The 16,049-nt window shown below is 71.7% G+C and carries 16 protein-coding genes; 10 read left to right on the top strand and 6 right to left on the bottom strand.

All coding sequences use genetic code 11. From position 1 onward, the window contains the following. Positions 1-6: 6 nt before the first annotated feature. Both ACPYO6_RS16650 and ACPYO6_RS16645 read right to left on the bottom strand, forming a co-directional pair. Positions 7-1,314, bottom strand: coding sequence for an ISL3 family transposase (locus tag ACPYO6_RS16650; protein WP_425713489.1), 1,308 nt, complete (start codon positions 1,312-1,314; stop codon positions 7-9). A gap of 292 nt (positions 1,315-1,606) precedes the next feature. Beyond that, positions 1,607-2,407 carry a DeoR/GlpR family DNA-binding transcription regulator gene (locus ACPYO6_RS16645; RefSeq protein WP_425715916.1) on the bottom strand — a complete coding sequence of 267 codons (801 nt, stop codon included), beginning with the start codon at positions 2,405-2,407 and terminating at the stop codon, positions 1,607-1,609. A 167-nt stretch (positions 2,408-2,574) separates the two neighbouring features. Between ACPYO6_RS16645 and ACPYO6_RS16640 the strand changes: the two genes are divergently transcribed. The 4 genes from ACPYO6_RS16640 to ACPYO6_RS16625 are packed head-to-tail and all read left to right on the top strand — an operon-like array spanning position 2,575 to position 7,796. Then, positions 2,575-3,990, top strand: a complete 1,416-nt coding sequence (locus ACPYO6_RS16640) for an FGGY family carbohydrate kinase (RefSeq protein ID WP_425715915.1) — start codon at positions 2,575-2,577, stop codon at positions 3,988-3,990. 2 nt (positions 3,991-3,992) lie between these two features. Further along, positions 3,993-5,150 (top strand): ethanolamine utilization protein EutH, encoded by a 1,158-nt coding sequence (locus tag ACPYO6_RS16635; RefSeq protein WP_425715914.1) that lies wholly within the window; start codon positions 3,993-3,995, stop codon positions 5,148-5,150. After that, entirely contained in the window at positions 5,147-6,562 is a 1,416-nt protein-coding gene (locus ACPYO6_RS16630) for an NAD(P)/FAD-dependent oxidoreductase (protein WP_425715913.1), read from the top strand. The genes ACPYO6_RS16635 and ACPYO6_RS16630 overlap by 4 nt, the downstream gene beginning before the upstream one ends. Further along, the gene (locus ACPYO6_RS16625; RefSeq protein WP_425715912.1) at positions 6,555-7,796 is read left to right on the top strand and encodes an NAD(P)/FAD-dependent oxidoreductase; all 1,242 of its coding nucleotides are present in this window, start codon (positions 6,555-6,557) and stop codon (positions 7,794-7,796) included. Before ACPYO6_RS16630 ends, ACPYO6_RS16625 begins: the two co-directional genes overlap by 8 nt. A gap of 81 nt (positions 7,797-7,877) precedes the next feature. Here the strand turns inward: ACPYO6_RS16625 and ACPYO6_RS16620 are convergent, their stop codons facing one another. Together ACPYO6_RS16620 and ACPYO6_RS16615 are read right to left on the bottom strand one after the other, a co-directional pair. Then, a complete protein-coding gene (locus tag ACPYO6_RS16620) occupies positions 7,878-8,255 on the bottom strand; it encodes a PH domain-containing protein (RefSeq protein WP_425715911.1) in 378 nt (125 codons plus the stop codon). Positions 8,256-8,357: 102 nt separating this feature from the next. After that, positions 8,358-10,049 (bottom strand): NERD domain-containing protein, encoded by a 1,692-nt coding sequence (locus tag ACPYO6_RS16615; protein ID WP_425715910.1) that lies wholly within the window; start codon positions 10,047-10,049, stop codon positions 8,358-8,360. A 109-nt stretch (positions 10,050-10,158) separates the two neighbouring features. Here ACPYO6_RS16615 and ACPYO6_RS16610 point away from each other — a divergent pair, with 109 nt between their 5' ends. The 3 genes from ACPYO6_RS16610 (at position 10,159) to ACPYO6_RS16600 (ending at position 11,209) form a co-directional block, all read left to right on the top strand. Next, positions 10,159-10,452 (top strand): ribbon-helix-helix domain-containing protein, encoded by a 294-nt coding sequence (locus ACPYO6_RS16610; protein ID WP_425715909.1) that lies wholly within the window; start codon positions 10,159-10,161, stop codon positions 10,450-10,452. Beyond that, positions 10,439-10,789, top strand: coding sequence for a type II toxin-antitoxin system PemK/MazF family toxin (locus ACPYO6_RS16605; protein ID WP_425715908.1), 351 nt, complete (start codon positions 10,439-10,441; stop codon positions 10,787-10,789). Before ACPYO6_RS16610 ends, ACPYO6_RS16605 begins: the two co-directional genes overlap by 14 nt. Before the next feature lie 84 nt (positions 10,790-10,873). Continuing rightward, entirely contained in the window at positions 10,874-11,209 is a 336-nt protein-coding gene (locus tag ACPYO6_RS16600; protein ID WP_425715907.1) for a hypothetical protein, read from the top strand. Positions 11,210-11,379: 170 nt separating this feature from the next. Here the strand turns inward: ACPYO6_RS16600 and ACPYO6_RS16595 are convergent, their stop codons facing one another. Beyond that, positions 11,380-12,516 (bottom strand): glycerate kinase, encoded by a 1,137-nt coding sequence (locus tag ACPYO6_RS16595; RefSeq protein WP_425715906.1) that lies wholly within the window; start codon positions 12,514-12,516, stop codon positions 11,380-11,382. A 42-nt stretch (positions 12,517-12,558) separates the two neighbouring features. Further along, on the bottom strand, positions 12,559-13,662 hold the full coding sequence (locus ACPYO6_RS16590; protein ID WP_425715905.1) for a VIT1/CCC1 transporter family protein: 1,104 nt from the start codon (positions 13,660-13,662) through the stop codon (positions 12,559-12,561). Between the two features lie 81 nt (positions 13,663-13,743). Between ACPYO6_RS16590 and ACPYO6_RS16585 the strand changes: the two genes are divergently transcribed. From ACPYO6_RS16585 to ACPYO6_RS16575, 3 genes are all read left to right on the top strand, one after another. Further along, a complete protein-coding gene (locus ACPYO6_RS16585; RefSeq protein ID WP_425715904.1) occupies positions 13,744-14,178 on the top strand; it encodes an Ohr family peroxiredoxin in 435 nt (144 codons plus the stop codon). Positions 14,179-14,206: 28 nt separating this feature from the next. Beyond that, the gene (locus ACPYO6_RS16580; RefSeq protein WP_425715903.1) at positions 14,207-14,824 is read left to right on the top strand and encodes an MBL fold metallo-hydrolase; all 618 of its coding nucleotides are present in this window, start codon (positions 14,207-14,209) and stop codon (positions 14,822-14,824) included. 93 nt (positions 14,825-14,917) lie between these two features. Next, positions 14,918-16,042 carry an IS30 family transposase gene (locus tag ACPYO6_RS16575; RefSeq protein WP_425713196.1) on the top strand — a complete coding sequence of 375 codons (1,125 nt, stop codon included), beginning with the start codon at positions 14,918-14,920 and terminating at the stop codon, positions 16,040-16,042. Positions 16,043-16,049 lie beyond the last annotated feature (7 nt).

Raw genomic sequence — 16,049 nt, 5'->3', positions numbered from 1 at the left:
GGCTCTTCACATTCGAGGGTGTAGTTGGGGTCGGAATCCGCCCGTCTCGAGTAGTGATCGGGCGATGTAATTGGTCAGGTTGCGGAAGCCGAGGGCCGAGCCGCGCAGGTGCTCGAGCCTGCCGTTCATGGCCTCGGTGGGGCCGTTGGACGTGCCGGGCCGGTCGAAGTAGGCGAGCACGTCGGCGGCGCGGCGCTTCAGGGTCCTGCCCAGCTTGCGCAGCTCGGTCAGGGCGGCTGGCACGGTGGAGCTGACGGAGGCGATGAGCTGGGCCATGAGCTGGCGACCATGTGCGCGGTCGGGGACGCGGTAGGCGGCGATCATGCGCTGGTAGACGGCCCAGGCGGCCTCGACCGCTACGTGGGTGTCGCCGTCGAACAGGCCCTCCAGGCGCTGGGACTGCTTCTCGGTGAGCAGGTCGGCGCCGGTGTGCAGGGTCCGGCGGGCGGCGTAGAGCGGATCGCCCTTGCGGCCCCGGTGCCCGCAGGTGTCCTGCTGGACACGGCGCCGGCAGTCATCGAGCGCGTCGCCAGCGAGGCGGACCACGTGAAAAGGATCCATGATGGCGACCGCGTCGGGCAGCTCTTCGGCGGCGGCGGTCTTGAACCCGGTGAAGCCGTCCATCGCGACGATCTCGACCCCGTCGCGCCAGTCCTGCGGCCGGCCCGCGAGCCACTGCTTGAAGGCGTGTTTCGAGCGGCCCTCGACCATGTCCAGCAGCCGGGACGGGCCGGTCCCCTCGCGAACAGCGGTGAGGTCGATGATCACGGTCACGAACCTGTCGCCGCGGCGGGTGTGGCGCCAGACATGCTCGTCGACACCGATGGCGCTGACGCCGTCGAACCGGGTCGGATCATCGATGAGGACGCGGCGTCCTTCGGTCAGGACCGCGGCGTTGGCGGTGTTCCACGAGACCCCCAGCCCCTCGGCGACACGAGCGACACTCAAGTGCTGGCACACGATCCCTTCCAGCGCCCACCGCAACCCGCGGCGGGAGAGCCGAGCGCGCGGCTCGGCCGCGGCGGTCGTGTCCTGACGCCACACGTGCCCGCAGCCCGTGCACCGGTACCGACGCACCCTCACCTCCAGCGTCGTGGGACGCCACCCCAAAGGCTCGTGAGCGAGCTCGCGCGTGACGGTGTCCCGCGCGACGCCCTCGCACCCGCACCGCCGGCACCAGCTGTCCGGTTCGACGACCCTGCAGGCCAGGACCGCCCGACCAGGCTCGATGCGCTGGCCGACGACCTCCAAGCCGAGCTCGTCCAGACGAGCGAACGTGGTCAGATCAGGGCGGGCGAAGGTAGCGTCAGGCACGTCGAGGTCTTCCCGGTGGGTGGCGTGAGAACCCCCATCATCGGAAGACCTCGACCCCTATCTGGACGCTGACACGCCGGCACCTCGCTCACCACCGCGCCAGGCCGTCTACACCCTCAATCCGGAAGAGCCCCTATGTCTCCCATTCCGGTGAGCGTCCGATCGCATTCACCTGGCAACTCGAGACCCCGATGCCAGCCGACATGTTCTCCTCGACCACTGTCGCGGCGAGCTAACTCGTCACCTCCACGCTGACCAGTTGCTCCTCATATACAGCGCTCTCCATTGGCACTCATGTCGGCCGAGCCTGCTCCGGCGCTCCCGCCGCACCCGGCCGGATCACCTCACCGCCACCCGCACGCACCGCCACCGCCAGTCCCTCGGGCGGCGCCGCATCGGTCACCAGTCCGTTGACGTCGAACCACTCGCCGATGACGTACCGCCCCACCACGCCGTGCTTCGAGGAGTCCGCGAGTATGTAGGACCGCTCACTGTGGCGCGCCACCGTGCGCTTGACTTCCACGTCGTCGAAGTCGAAGTCCGTGGGGCCGGCCGCCGCGTCCACGCCCCCGCAGCTGAGGAGCGCGACGTCGAAGTGCATCTGCCGGATGAACGAGTGCGTCGCCGTCCCGGACACCGACCACTCCCCCCGCCTCAATCGGCCCGGGGCGAGCACGAGCTCGGCGCCGGCACCGCGTCCAATCTCGTTCGCAACGAGCAGCGAGTGGGTGACAATCGTGCCCTCGAACGACGGTGCCAGGGCAGCGGCGGCCGCCTGACCGGTGGTTCCGACGTCGAGGAAGATTGACTGCCCCGGCCGCACGAGCGACCGCACCAGCTCACCCACGACGCGCTTCTCCTTCTCCCGGATCCCGCTGCGCCGGTCGAACGACGGCTCGCTGCTGCGCTGCCGTGTCACCGAGACGGCGCCGCCGTAGACGCGCCTGAGCAACCCCTCACGCTCGAGATGGACGAGGTCCCTCCGAACCGTTTCCACCGACACCCGCAGGGCCCGCGAGAGGTCAATCGTCGAGACGGACGCTTGCGACTGCAGTGCCCGCACGATGTGGCGGTACCTCTGCTGGACGAGCACGCCCACCTCCTCGGCTCAGGACCGGGCCACGCCCGACACTCCACAACATTCCACACAGGTTGCCCGCAAGTCCACACCGGCCCAGGCTCTCCGCAGTGCCCGATCTCGGGCGCACGGGACGAACCGGACACCATCGTCCGGACCGCAACGACACGAAGGGTTGCATTGTGGCAATTCTCGCTCTGGACCAGGGCACCTCAGGATCGAAGGCGATCGTCGTCGACGCCGACGGCATCCACGCCGTCGTCGAGATCCCGATCCATCCGCAGTACCTCCCCGGTGGCGCCGTCGAGCAGGACCCGGAGGAGCTCTACGCCTCCGTCGTCGACGCCGGGAAGCAGGCCGTCGAGGAGGCGGGCCGCCCGATCGACGGCGTCTCGCTGGCCAACCAGGGCGAGACCGTCCTCGCCTGGGACCCCGAGACCGGTGACCCGCTCACCACCTGCATCGTCTGGCAGGACCGCCGCGCCGAGTCCGTCGTCGAGCGCCTGCGCGAGCACTCCGAGGACGTCCACCGACGCACCGGGCTCGTCCTCGACTGCTACTTCACCGCCCCCAAGCTCACGTGGCTGCGCGAGAACCTCACCCGCGAGGGCGTCGTCACCACGACCGACACGTGGATGCTCCATCGCCTCACCGGCGAGTTCGTCACCGACGTCTCCACCGCGTCGCGCTCCCTGCTCGTCGACGTCGACTCCGGCGAGTGGGACCCCCACCTCGTCGACCTCTTCGACCTGTCCGACGAGAAGCTCCCCCGGATCGTCGCCTGCGACGAGATCGTCGGCACCACCTCCGTCTTCGGCGCCGAGGTGCCCGTCGGCGGTCTCATCGTCGACCAGCAGGCCGCGCTGTTCGCCGAGGGCTGCCTCGAGCGCGGGCAGGCCAAGTGCACGTACGGCACCGGCGCGTTCATCCTCGTCAACATGGGTGAGACCGCCCCACGATTCGACAACGGCCTCACCACCTCCGTCGCGTGGCGCCTCCGCGGCCGCACCTCCTACTGCTCGGACGGCCAGGTCTACACGGCCGCCTCCGCCGTGCGTTGGATGCAGGAGCTCGGCATCATCACCGGCCCCGCCGAGATGGACGAGATCGCCGCCGACGACACCGGCGGCGTCCTCTGCGCGCCCAGCTTCGCCGGCCTCGCTGCACCGTGGTGGAAGCCGGAGGCGGGGGCGTTCGTCGTCGGTATGACGCTCTCCACCGGGAAGCCCCAGATCGTCCGCGCCGTCCTCGACGGCATCGCCGCGCAGATCGCCGAGCTCGCCGACCTCACGCTCCCCGAGCTCGGTCAGCCGCTCACCCGGCTCCGCGTCGACGGCGGACTGACGAAGTCCGTGCGCCTCATGCAGTCGCAGGCCGACATGCTCCAGGCGCCCGTCGACACCTACCCCTCCGCGCATGCCACCGCCCTCGGTACGGCCGCCTGCATGCGGCTCGCACTGCACCCCGACATGGCGGTCGAGGACGCGCCCTTCTCCTGGGAGCCCGAGGCCACCTACACCCCGGAGCGCACCCTCGAGGACGTCACCGAGTTCCGCACCTCGTGGCGGAACGCGGTCGAGACCACGATGGGACTCTGACCATGGGCATCAACGAGATCATCGTCGTCATCATGGCCGTCTTCCTCGTCATCGGCGGCCTCGACAGGGCGATCGGGAACCGCTTCGGCCTCGGCGAGCAGTTCGAGGAGGGCATCAACACGTTCGGGCCCCTGGCCCTGTCGATGGTCGGGATGATCTCCCTGGCCCCGATCCTGTCCAAGGTCCTCAACCCCGTCGTCGTGCCGATCTACGAGCTCCTCGGCGCCGACCCCGCGATGTTCGCCGGCTCCCTGCTCGCCAACGACATGGGCGGCTACCACCTCTCGATGGAGATGGCCCAGACAGAGGAGGCGGGCCTGCTCGCCGGCGCGATCCTCGCCGCCATGCTCGGCTGCACGGTCGTCTTCACCATCCCCGTCGGCCTCGGCATCGTCTCCGAGGAGAACCGCCCCTACTTCGCGTCCGGCGTGCTCGTCGGCGTCATCACGATCCCCGTCGGCGTGCTCGTCGGCGGACTGGTCGCCGGCTTCGACCTCATGCTCATCCTCAGCAACCTCGTGCCCATCGTCATCGCGGCGCTGCTCATTGCGTTCGGCCTGTGGAAGTTCCCCGGCGCCATGACGCGCGGCTTCCTCCTGTTCGGCAAGTTCCTCGTCGCCATCATCTCGGTCGCCCTCGCGATCGGCTCCTTCGAGTTCCTCACCGGCTGGCAGATCATGCCGAGCGGGTGGGAGCTCGCCCCGGTGATGGACGGCCTCACCGTGGTGGCCCAGATCTGCCTGTTCCTCATGGGCGCCTTCCCGCTGATGTACCTCGTCACCAAGGTCGCGGCCAAGCCCCTGTCGAGCATGGGGCGCCTCCTCGGCGTCAACGACGTGGCCTCCGGCGGCCTCGTGATGTCGCTGGCCAACGCCATCCCCACCTTCAAGCTCATGGGCCAGATGGACCGGCGCGGCATCTTCATCAACACGGCGTGGTCGATCTCGGCGATGGCGCTCCTCGGTGACCACCTCGGCTTCACGGCCGGCGTCGCACCCGACATGATCACTCCCATGATCGTCGGCAAGATCGCCGCCGCGGTGTCCGCCACCGCGCTCGCCTACGCCATCTCGCTCAAGCGCTACCCGGCCTACGACGCGAGCACCGACTCCCTCGCCCCCGCCCAGGACCCGGCCACCGCTCGACAGGATGAGACATGACCGAGACCACCTACGACGTCGCGGTGATCGGCGCCGGCGTCGTCGGCGCCGCCATCGCCCGCCGTCTGTCCGGCACCACGGGCTCGGTCGTCATGATCGACGCCCGGGACGACGTCGGCGAGGGCACGACCAAGGCCAACACCGCCCTCCTGCACACGGGCTTCGACGCGAAGCCAGGCACGCTCGAGGCCCGGCTCGTCGCCCGCGGCTACGAGCTGCTCACGGAGTACTGCGCGGCGGCGAACATCGGGCTCCGGAAGACCGGGGCGATCCTCGTGGCGTGGGACGAGGAGCAGGCCGAGTCGCTGCCCGGACTGCAGGCCAAGGCGGTGGACAACGGCTACCTCGCCTCGGAGATCATCGGTCCCGACGAGGTGTACGCCCGCCTCCCGAACCTCGGCCCGGGCGTCACCGGCGGGCTCACCGTCCCCGACGAGGCCGTCATCGACGCCTGGTCGGTTCCCCTCGCGTTCGCCACCGAGGCGGTCACGCGCGGCGCGACCTTCCTGCGCGAGCATCGCGTCGAGTCGGTCGAGGTCGGCCCCTCCACGACGACGCTCCGCACCGACCGAGGCGACGTCACCGCCCGGTGGGTCGTCAACGCCGCCGGGCTCGGGGCGGACGCCGTCGACGAGATGCTCGGCTACTCCCGGCTCGAGGTGCACCCGCGCAAGGGCGAGCTGCTCGTCTACGACAAGCTCGCCGCACCGCTGGTCGACACGATCGTGCTCGCGGCCCCGTCGAAGGTCGGCAAGGGCGTGCTCATCAGTCCCACGATCTTCGGCAACATCATGCTCGGCCCCACCGCCGAGGACATGGAGGACAAGGCCGACACCTCGACCAGCGAGGACGGGTTCGAGTTCCTCCTGGAGAAGGGCCGCCGGATCATGCCCACGCTCCTGGACGAGGAGGTCACCGCCTCGTACGCGGGACTGCGCGCGGCGAACAACCAGTCCGACTACCTCATCGAGGTCGACGCCGAGCAGCGGTACGTCGTCGCGGCGGCCATCCGGTCGACCGGGCTCACCTCCGCGCCGGCGGTCGCCGAGCACGTGGTGGAGCTCCTCGAGGCCGCGGGGGCCGACCTCGAACTCGACGAGCGCAGCGGCCTGCCCGCCCCTCCGGTCATGCCGCCGCTCGGGGAGCACCAGGTGCGACCCTTCGCCGACGACGACCTCATCCAGCAGGACCCCGAGTACGGCACGGTCGTCTGCTTCTGCGAGCGCGTGACACGCGGAGAGGTCCGCGACGCCATGACCTCGACCGTCCCGCCGTGCAGTCTCCAGGGGCTGCGGCGCCGCACGCGGGCGATGAACGGGCGCTGCCAGGGCTTCTACTGCGGCGCCGAGGTCCAGCGACTCTTCGTCGAGCACCACGCGTGCGGGATCACGACGGAGGCCGACGATGCCTGAGCTCCTCACCCCTACCGTGGCAGTGATCGGCGGCGGACCCGGCGGCCTCAGCGCCGCGGCCGGGCTCGCTCCCCACCTCGACCAGGTCGTGGTCCTCGACCGCGAGCAGCAGGCCGGCGGCATCCCCCGGCACTCCGACCACCCGGGCTACGGGATCCGGGACCGGAAGCGCTTCATGTCCGGCCCCTCCTACGCGACGACGCTCGTCGAGGACGCCCGCGCGGCGGGCGCCCAGATCCTCACCGGGTGGACCGTCACCGGATGGGCCGACGACGACACCCTCGAGGTCACCACGCCCCTCGGGCGCGTTCTCGTGCGGCCGGACGTGTTCTGCTTCGCCACCGGCGCCCGCGAGCGCCCCCGCACCGCGCGGCTCGTCCCCGGCACCCGGCCGGCCGGCGTGCTCACCACGGGGCAGCTGCAGAACCTCGTCCACGTCCAGCACCAGAAGGTCGGCACGCGGGCGGTCGTCGTCGGCGCCGAGCTCGTCAGCTGGTCGGCGGTCATGACCCTCGCGGAGTCGGGGTGCCGCACGGAGGCACTCGTCTCCGAGCACCCGGTCGGCGAGTCGTACTCGCTCTTCCGAATCCCCGGCCGGGTCGCGTTCCGCACCCGGGTCGAGACGACGTCGAGGGTGGCGTCGATCCAGGGTCGCCGCCGCGTGACCGGGGTCGAGATCGAGGACACCCGCACCGGTGACCGGAAGGTCCTCGAGTGCGACACCGTGGTGTTCACGGGCGACTGGATCCCGGACCACGAACTCCTGCGCTCGGCGGGCGTCGAGCTCGACCCCGCGAGCGGGTCCCCCGTCGTCGACGCCGCCATGCGGACCTCGAAGGCGAACGTGTTCGCCGTCGGGAACGTCAACCACCCCGTGGAGACCGCCGACGTCGTCGCGATCGAGGGCGCGGTCGCCGCTGAGCGGATCCTCGAGCACTTCGGCGGCCGACCGGCGCCCGAGGCGAGCGTCCGCCTCGTGGCGGACGACCCCATCAGGTGGGTGTCGCCGTCGCGGTTGGCCCCTGGCGGGCCGGCCCCGGCCCGGGACCGGCTCGTGTGCTGGGTGGACCGGCTCGTGCCGCGGCCGGTGGTCACGGTGTCCCAGGGTGGGCACCGGTTGGCTCGCAAGCGGCTCGCGTGGCCCGCGGCGCCCGGGCGGGCGTTCCGCATCCCGTCGTCGATGCTCGACGGCGTCGATGCCGCGGGCGGCGACGTGCGGATCGCGATCGACTGAGCCTGGTGGCCCGAGTGGTCCCGGCGGCAACGGTCGCCGGGACCGCCGGGTCACCGGGCCGTCAAGGCCCGCACCACCCCGTCACACGTGCGCGATGTACCCCGCGAGCAGCGCCTGGATGACGAACAGGTCCACGCCACGGCCGAGCTTGCGCACGTACGGGTCGGCCTGGCTGCTCACCCAGAACTTCAGCTCGCCGTCGAGGTCCGCGGTGCCGGCGGTCTCAAGCGAGAACTGGGTGATCGCCCGGTAGGGCACCGAGTGGTAGTCGACCTTCGACCCGGTCACGCCCTGCACGTCGATGAGGATCACGCGGTAGTTCGTGAACATGAACCGGTCGCGGATGGTCTTGTAGCCGAGCTCGAACTTCTCGCCGTGCGCGAGGATCCGGCCCCACTTCTCGTCCATCTCGGCCATGTCCATGACCGACGCGTTGTCGATGATCCGTCCGACAGCCACAAGCCGCTCCTTCGTCGTCGGGCTCCCTCTCGTCGCCCGCTGGCCACGATCCTTCCGTGCCGGCCCGGTTCCCGGTAGTCGGCCGGTCCTCGGATCCGCCGGCTAAGCGTCGCCCGGCACCGTCCACGGCCGCACGTCCTTGAGCCGGCGTCGCGCCGCCTCGCCGCCGGTCTCCTCGAGAAGAGCACGGGGCCCGACGACGACGAGCAGCGTCGTCGCCCGCGAGATGCCCGTGTAGATGCGGTCCCGCGCCGGTGCGGCCTCGTGGACGCCGTTGAGGCACAGGACGATCGCCGGACGCTCGAGCCCCTTGAAGCCCTGGACGGTCCCGTAGAAGACCTCCTGGCCGTCGAAGAACTCCTCCCAGTACGCCTCGCGCGCCTCCTCCTCGTAGATGCTCGGCTGCATCGGGTGGCGCGACCCGGTGGTCAGGAGCGCGATCTGGCCGGCGGTGAAGCCGTCCGCGCCGTCGTCGGCGATGAGGGCGTCGACCACGTCGTCCGCCGCGTCCACGGCAGCCTCGGCGGGGACGTCCAGGTGGAGCACCGGCCGGCGGGCGCGGGCCTTCGGGCTGGTCGGCGTGGTGGCGAACGCGCCGGCGAGCTGGGCGATCTGCTTCGAGCTGCGCAGGTTGCGCACGAGCGAGACCGGGGGGAGGTCGATGGGGTCGCGGCCGTGGCGGGTGAACAGCTTCTGGCCGTCGTCGAGGAAGACGAACAGGCCGCCCTCGTCGCCGTCGCGCAGGCAGGCCGTGACGGCGTCCCACCACGAGTCGCCGAAGTCCTGCGCCTCGTCGATGACGGCCACGTCGAAGCGCTCCTCGCGCGGCAGGGTCGCGGCGTTGGCGCGCAGGCTTTCCGGGAGCGCCTCCTCCCAGTACGACTGGTCCTTGCTGTCGCCCTCGGCGCCGCCCCAGCGGTGGGCGAGGTCGTGGAAGGTGCCGACGTAGGCCGGCCGGTCCTTCCGCGGCCACGTGGCGACCTCGCGCTCGAACGACTTCGCGAGCCCCACGGTGTAGCACATGAGCGCGACCCGCTCGCCGTCGTGCGCGAGCTGGCGGGCCTTGCGCAGCGCGAGCACGGTCTTGCCGGTGCCCGCCCCGCCGATCACGCGGGCGCGCGGGAACTCCCGGATCGCGTCGAGCACGTCCTCCTGCTCGGCGGTGAGCCGTCGGACCTCCTCGGCCTGGTCGGCGACCTGGAACTGCACCTCGTCCGGGACGAGCTCGGGGACGATCGCGCCGACGAGGGCGTGGGTGTCGTCGTCGTCCAGGGGGCGCACGCCCTGACCGTGCAGGTTCGCCGCGACCGCGAGGCGCTCCGCGAGCCGGTCAAGGTCCTGGCGGCCCACGAGGCACTCCCGCGGCAGGCCGGGTCGGTGCCAGTCCGCGGGCACGTCCACCGCCGGGAGCACGACGACGCTGACCCAGCGCGCCTGCGTCGCCCGCCTCGCCGCGGTCCCCCGGTCGCGCAGCCACTCGACGAGCCGGTGCCGGGCGTCGTTGACCTGGTCGGCCGGGTCCTCGATCGGCTGCGCCTCGCTGCGCCCGCGGCCGTTGCGCCACACGCCGGCGCGGTACTCGACCCACCCGCCCTTGACCTCGACCACGATGACGCCGACCCCCGGCCACAGCACGAGCAGGTCGACCTCGCGCTCGGTGCCCTGCTGCCGCACGGCCGTCGAGTGGAGGACCACGGCGTTCTCCGGGAGCTGCTCGCGGAGGGCGGACCAGACCGTCGCCTCCCCGTGGAGACCGGCCGTGAAACGCACGTCGTCGGGAATCATCGTGGCCATGTCGTCACGTTATCGGCGGGGTGCGACGTGCGCGGTCAGCCGGTGGCTCGGCCGGTGGTGGGTCGAGTGTCCCGTCGACGCGGGGTGCTACCGGAGTAGCATCGCGGGTATGAAGGTCAGTGTGAGCATCCCCGACGACGACGTGCGCTTCCTCGACGAGTACGCCGCCCGCGCCGGGCTGTCGTCCCGCTCCGCCGCACTGCAGCGCGCGGTGCGATCGCTGCGCGCGCAGGAGCTCAGGCCCGAGTACGCGGCCGCTTTCGACCAGTGGGACGCGTCCGACGAGTCCGAGGCGTGGGACCGGGCGACCACGGACGGGCTGGGTGGGAACGGGCTCGGCGGGAATGGGCTGAGCGGAGACGGGCTGAGCGATGAGGGTCTGAGCGGCGATGCGGCGCGGTGAGATCTGGCTGGCGGACCTCGAGCCCGTGCGGGGCGCGGAGGCGAACAAGGTCCGGCCGGTCGTCGTCGTCGGGAATGACGGCGCGACGTCGGCCGCGGTCGAGCGGAGGCACGGCGTCGTCACCGTGGTCCCGCTGACGACCAACGTGGCCGCCGTCTACTCGTTCCAGGTCCTCGTCCCCGCCGGGAGCTCGGGACTCCGCCAGGACTCGAAGGCGCAGGCCGAGCAGGTGCGGTCGATCGACGTGCGCCGGCTCCGGGAGGCCGTGGGCAGGCTGCCGGCCGACCTGGAGAACAGGCTCGACGACGCCCTGCGAGTGCACCTCGACCTGTGGTGACCGTGGTGGCCCGCTCGCACCGGTGAGCGGCGACACGGCGGAACGACGTCGCCGGTTGTCGGAGATCGTGCGCATGATGGACCCGTGCACGACTCCGGATCCACCCCCATGCCGTCCGACCCGACACCCTCCCCCGCCGTCAACGCCTGGACGATCGACACCGACGCACTCTCCTACTACGTGGCCGCCTCCGCCGCCCGGACGATGGTCTCGCCCGGCCGCACCGACGGGTACGGCATCGCCATCGCCACCTCCTTCATGACCCCGCCGCTCGTGGTCCTCGTGGACGACCCCGTCACGCAGGCCGCCGAGGCCGTCACCCGCGCGAACTGGGACACCGACGAGGACGACGAGGAGTGGGAGGTCGTCGTCATCGAGGAGTGGGACTGGGACGACGATGAGGACGACCTCGACGAGTAGGCCGACCCTGTCCGGGCGGCCCTGAACCGCACTCTCGACACGAGACTCGCCCCTGAGCCGCAGTCGCCCCTTTCATCGAGATTGCGGTTGGGGCCCCAACCGCAATCTCGGCGACGACGAACCGCAATCTCGACGTGCACCAACCGCAATCTCGACGAAGAGTTGGTCGGTCAGGTCGTTGAGCGACCCGCCGCGAAGATGCGGGTGACCGTCGCCGACGCACGGCGGATGTTCGCCCCGCCCTCGGCGAGCGCCGTCGGCAGGTCGGTCACGCCCGGCACGATCGGCACGAGCGCGGTGACCCCGTGCTCGAGCAGGACGCTCGCGTCGTCGGCGACCCGACCGGCGAGCACCACGCACGGCACCCCGGCGCGGGCGGCCACGGCGGCCACCCCGGCGGGCGTCTTGCCGGACAGCGTCTGCGCGTCGACCGACCCCTCGCCGGTGAGCACGAGGTCCGCCCCGGCCACGGCGGCCTCGAGCCCGACGGTGTCGACGACGAGCTCGACGCCCGGCCGCATCGTCGCCCCGAGGAACCCGATGAGGGCGTAGCCCAGCCCTCCGGCGGCACCGGCGCCGGGCACGCCCGCAGCCCCGCCCTCGCCCTCGTGCCCCGCGACCCGCGCCACCCGGGCGAGGATCTCGTCGAGCTCGGCAACCAGCTCCGGCGTCGCGCCCTTCTGCGGGCCGAACACGGCGCTCGCGCCGGCCTCACCCAGCAGCGGGTTGCTCACGTCGCACGCGGCCTGCACCTGGACGTCTGCCAGGCGCGGGTCGAGCCCGGACAGGTCGATCTCGGCCAGCCGCGCCAGCTCGCGCGGGGTGGTGCCGATCTCGGCCCCGGCCTCGTCGAGGAACCGCGCCCCGAGGACGCGGAGCATGCCGGCGCCGGCGTCGTTGGTCGCGGAGCCGCCGAGGCCCACGACGATCTCGCCCGCCCCCTCGTCCAGCGCCGCCCGGACGAGCTCGCCGACCCCCGTGGAGTCGGCGCCCATGATGTCCCGCTCGCCGGGGTCGATCATCCCGAGCCCGACGGCGGTCGCCACCTCGAGCACGGCCCGCCGCCCGGCGATCGCGACCTGCCCGGTGGCCTCGCGTCCGAGCGCGTCGCGCACGGGGACGTCGATCGTGCGGGCCCCGAGCGCGGCGGCGACGGACTCGGTGAAGCCCTCCCCGCCGTCGGACATCGGCAGCTCGCGCACCTCGGCGTCCGGCACGGCGTCGCGGATCCCGGCGGCCATGGCGGCGGCCGCGTCGGCGGCGTCGATCGACTCCTTGAACGAGTCGGGGGCGACGATCACGAGCATGCGGGAACTCCTTCGTCCGGGCAGGGGCGCCTCATGGCCCGCTCAGCCTACGGCGCCGCCGAAGAGCAGGCCGAGGATGTACGTCACCGCGGCCGCCCCGTACCCGATCGCGAGCTGGCGCAGCGCGCGCGGCAGCGGCGCGGAGCCGGAGAGGATGCCGACCACGGCGCCGGTCATCAGCAGCGCGACGCCGACGAGCGCGCTCGCCACCGCGACGGCCGCGAGGCCGGTCATGCCGAACAGGTAGGGCAGCACGGGGATGATCGCGCCGGAGGCGAAGAACAGGAAGCTCGACGACGCCGCCTGCCAGGCGGTCCCGACCTCCTCGTAGGCGGCCTCGGCCGGCCGGGGCTCGTCCTCCGCCGCGCCGGCGGCCGGCTGGTGCGCGTGGGCGGCGATGACGGCGCGGGCGTGCGCGTCGGCCTCCTCGGCGGACATGCCGCGGGCGCGGTAGAGCAGGGAGAGCTCGTTGGCGTCGACGTCGAGCGCCGGGACCACGTGGGCGCTGCGGGTGCTCGGCGTGGAGGACTCGAGGAGCTCGCGCTGGCTGCGCACCGAGACGTACTCGCCGGCGCCCATCGACAGCGCCCCCGCGAGCAGGCCGGAGATCCCGGTCGCGAGCACCACGGAGGTACTCACGCCGGTGGCGCCGATCCCGAGGACGAGCGCGAGGTTGGAGACCAGGCCATCGTTGGCGCCGAACACCGCGGCCCGGAACGTGCCGGACATCCGGGCCCGGCCGCGGGCGGCGAGCGCCCGGACCACCTCGCCGTGGACGCGCTCGTCGGCGGCCATCCGCTCGGTCGCGTCGGCGTCGTCGTCGTAGTTCGCCCTCAGCTCAGCGCGCTGGGCGAGGGCGAGGACGAACACCGACCCGAAGCTGCGCGCGAGCCACGCGAGCAGGCGGCTGCGCATCGAGGCGCGGCCGGGCCGCTCGGCATGGGGCCCGAGCAGGTCGAGCCAGTGCTGCTCGTGGCGCTTCTCGGCCTCGGCGAGCCCGAGGAGGATCTCGCGCTCCTCGCCGGTCTTCCGTTCGGCCAGGTTCCGGTAGGTCGCGCCCTCGGCACGCTCCTCGGCGAGGTTGTTTCGCCAACGGCGGATCCGGGCCGGGTCCGGCGCCTGGGCGGGCACGTCGGGACGGGACATGGTCATCACGATCACCCATTGTGCTCCCGACGCGCCGGACACCTGTTGCGGGTCCGCACGAAGGGTGATGGGCTGGCTCACATGGCCAACACACCTGACAAGATCGTGTACACCGCCACCGCCACCAGCACCGGTGGCCGCACGGGGACCGGCGTCTCCGAGGACCCCCATCTCGAGCTCACCTTCACCTCGCCCAAGGACATGGGCGGCTCCGGCGAGGGGACCAACCCCGAGCAGCTCTTCGCCCTCGGCTACGGCGCCTGCTTCACCGGCGCGCTGGGCCTGGCCGGCAAGGAGAAGAACGTCGACGTCTCCGAGGCCACCGTCCGCACCAAGGTCGGCTTCGGCCCCGAGGGCGAGTCGTTCGCCCTCACCGTCGACCACGAGGTGCACATCCCCGGCCTCGGCATCGACGAGGCGCAGACCATCGTCGACCGCACCCACGAGCTGTGCCCCTACTCCAAGGCCACCCGGGGCAACGTCCCCGTGACGGTCACCGCCGTCGACTCGCTCTGACGCACCACCGTTGAAGGAAGGCCCCGCCATGTCCGTCCAGGTCGAACGGCACGAGATCGTCGGCACCGGACCGGACGGCGGGGCCTTCCCCAACAACACCTACCTGGTCGGTGACGAGCGCGAGGTCCTCGTCGTCGACCCCGCCCACGACGCCGACGCCGTGCGCGCCTGCGTCGGCGACCGGCGCGTGGTGGGCCTCGTCCTCACGCACGGCCACTGGGACCACGTCGGTCCCGCCCCCGAGCTCGCCCGCGAGTGGGGTGTCGAGCCGCTGCTCCACCTCGCCGACCGGTTCCTCTGGGAGGGCTCGCACCCCGACGTGGCCACAGGCGACCTCGCCGACCACCTGGTCCTCGACGTCGCGGGCTCGCAGGTCACCGTGGCGCACACGCCCGGCCACACGCCCGGCGCCTGCTCGTTCCTCGTGCCCGACGCCGCCACCGTGCTCACCGGCGACACGCTCTTCCCCGGCGGCCCGGGCGCCACCCGCTGGGACTACAGCGACTTCGACCAGATCATCACCTCGATCCGCAAGCGACTCCTCACCCTCGACCTGGCGTGGACGGTCGCGCCCGGGCACGGCGAGCCGACCACGGTGGGCGCCGAGGCCCCCGCGCTCGACTCATGGGAGGCGCGCGGCTGGTAGCCGTGCCTTTTTCATCGAAACTGCGGTTGGTGCACGCCGAGACTGGGCGGTTTCAATCGGTTGTTGCAACGTGCGCCTTGGGAGGGTGTACGGATGGCTGGGAAGAGATTGACACTTGAGGAGCGGGCGAAGATCGAGGCGCTGTTCGGTCAGCGATTGACGTTCCCGCAGATCGCTGAGCGGATCGGTCGTCACCGGACCACGGTGTGGCGCGAGGTCACTCGCAATAACTCCTACCGGGGCGCTCACCTGGACACACCCGGGACGCGTTCCCCGGCGGGACGCCGGCAGGCCAATCCCGCCGGTCGTGGTGGCGCCTACCGGTGGGCGTACTCGTGCCGGAACGCGCAGCGCAGGGCCGACAAGCGGGCCCGCAGGCCCAGGCCCGGCAAGTTGACCGGCGATCGCCGCCGCGGGGTGACCTCGGGTCGCGGCCGGCTATGGCCCCTGGTGCGGGACAAGCTCGAACAGCGGTGGTCTCCGCAGCAGATCGCACACTGGCTTCGTCAGGAGTATCCCGACCGGCCGGAGCGATGGGTGTCCCACGAGACGATCTACCAAGCGATCTACTACCAAGCTCGTGGCGGGCTGCGCAGCGAGATCGCACGCCAGGTCGCACTCCGTACCGGGCGGACCAGGCGGCGCCCCCAGTCCCGCCTCGCGCGGGCGGCACACTCGGGCAAGGCCTGGACCCATGGCCTGAACATCAGCACCCGGCCGGCCGAGGTCGAAGACCGGGCCGTGCCCGGGCACTGGGAAGGTGACCTGATCATCGGTGCGCGTAGCGCGTCGGCGATCATCACCCTGGTCGAGCGTTCCACGCGGTACGTCATGCTCGGCGCTCTACCGGAGAGCAGGGTCTCCGAGCAGGTGATCGACGTGCTGATCGAGACGATGGGCCGCCTGCCGGCCGAGCTGGCCGCGACTCTGACCTGGGATCAGGGCGCTGAGATGGCCAAGCACGCCCACTTCACGCTGGCGACAGACTGCCGGGTCTTCTTCTGCGACCCGCACTCGCCCTGGCAGCGAGGCTCGAACGAGAACACCAACGGCCTGCTGCGGCAGTACTTTCCCCGCTCGAGTACCGACTTCCGCACCTACGCCCAGCGCGACCTCGACGCCGTCGCCCGCGAACTCAACACACGACCACGCATGACACTGGGCTGGCAGACTCCAGCGAAACGACTCAACGACCTACTCGTTGCAACAACCACTTGAAACCGCC

It is taken from the genome of Georgenia sp. Z1344 (genome assembly GCF_049856295.1).
Lineage (GTDB): Bacteria > Actinomycetota > Actinomycetes > Actinomycetales > Actinomycetaceae > JB111.
This window is presented reverse-complemented; position numbering and strand designations above follow the sequence as displayed.

Coding starts and splice junctions, on each gene's coding strand:
- ACPYO6_RS16580 (WP_425715903.1), top strand. CDS start 14,207: ATGTCCGTCCAGGTCGAACGGCACGAGATCGTCGGCACCGGACCGGAC.
- ACPYO6_RS16635 (WP_425715914.1), top strand. CDS start 3,993: ATGGGCATCAACGAGATCATCGTCGTCATCATGGCCGTCTTCCTCGTC.
- ACPYO6_RS16605 (WP_425715908.1), top strand. CDS start 10,439: ATGCGGCGCGGTGAGATCTGGCTGGCGGACCTCGAGCCCGTGCGGGGC.
- ACPYO6_RS16595 (WP_425715906.1), bottom strand. CDS start 12,516: ATGCTCGTGATCGTCGCCCCCGACTCGTTCAAGGAGTCGATCGACGCC.
- ACPYO6_RS16625 (WP_425715912.1), top strand. CDS start 6,555: ATGCCTGAGCTCCTCACCCCTACCGTGGCAGTGATCGGCGGCGGACCC.
- ACPYO6_RS16575 (WP_425713196.1), top strand. CDS start 14,918: ATGGCTGGGAAGAGATTGACACTTGAGGAGCGGGCGAAGATCGAGGCG.
- ACPYO6_RS16590 (WP_425715905.1), bottom strand. CDS start 13,662: ATGTCCCGTCCCGACGTGCCCGCCCAGGCGCCGGACCCGGCCCGGATC.
- ACPYO6_RS16630 (WP_425715913.1), top strand. CDS start 5,147: ATGACCGAGACCACCTACGACGTCGCGGTGATCGGCGCCGGCGTCGTC.
- ACPYO6_RS16615 (WP_425715910.1), bottom strand. CDS start 10,049: ATGGCCACGATGATTCCCGACGACGTGCGTTTCACGGCCGGTCTCCAC.
- ACPYO6_RS16610 (WP_425715909.1), top strand. CDS start 10,159: ATGAAGGTCAGTGTGAGCATCCCCGACGACGACGTGCGCTTCCTCGAC.
- ACPYO6_RS16585 (WP_425715904.1), top strand. CDS start 13,744: ATGGCCAACACACCTGACAAGATCGTGTACACCGCCACCGCCACCAGC.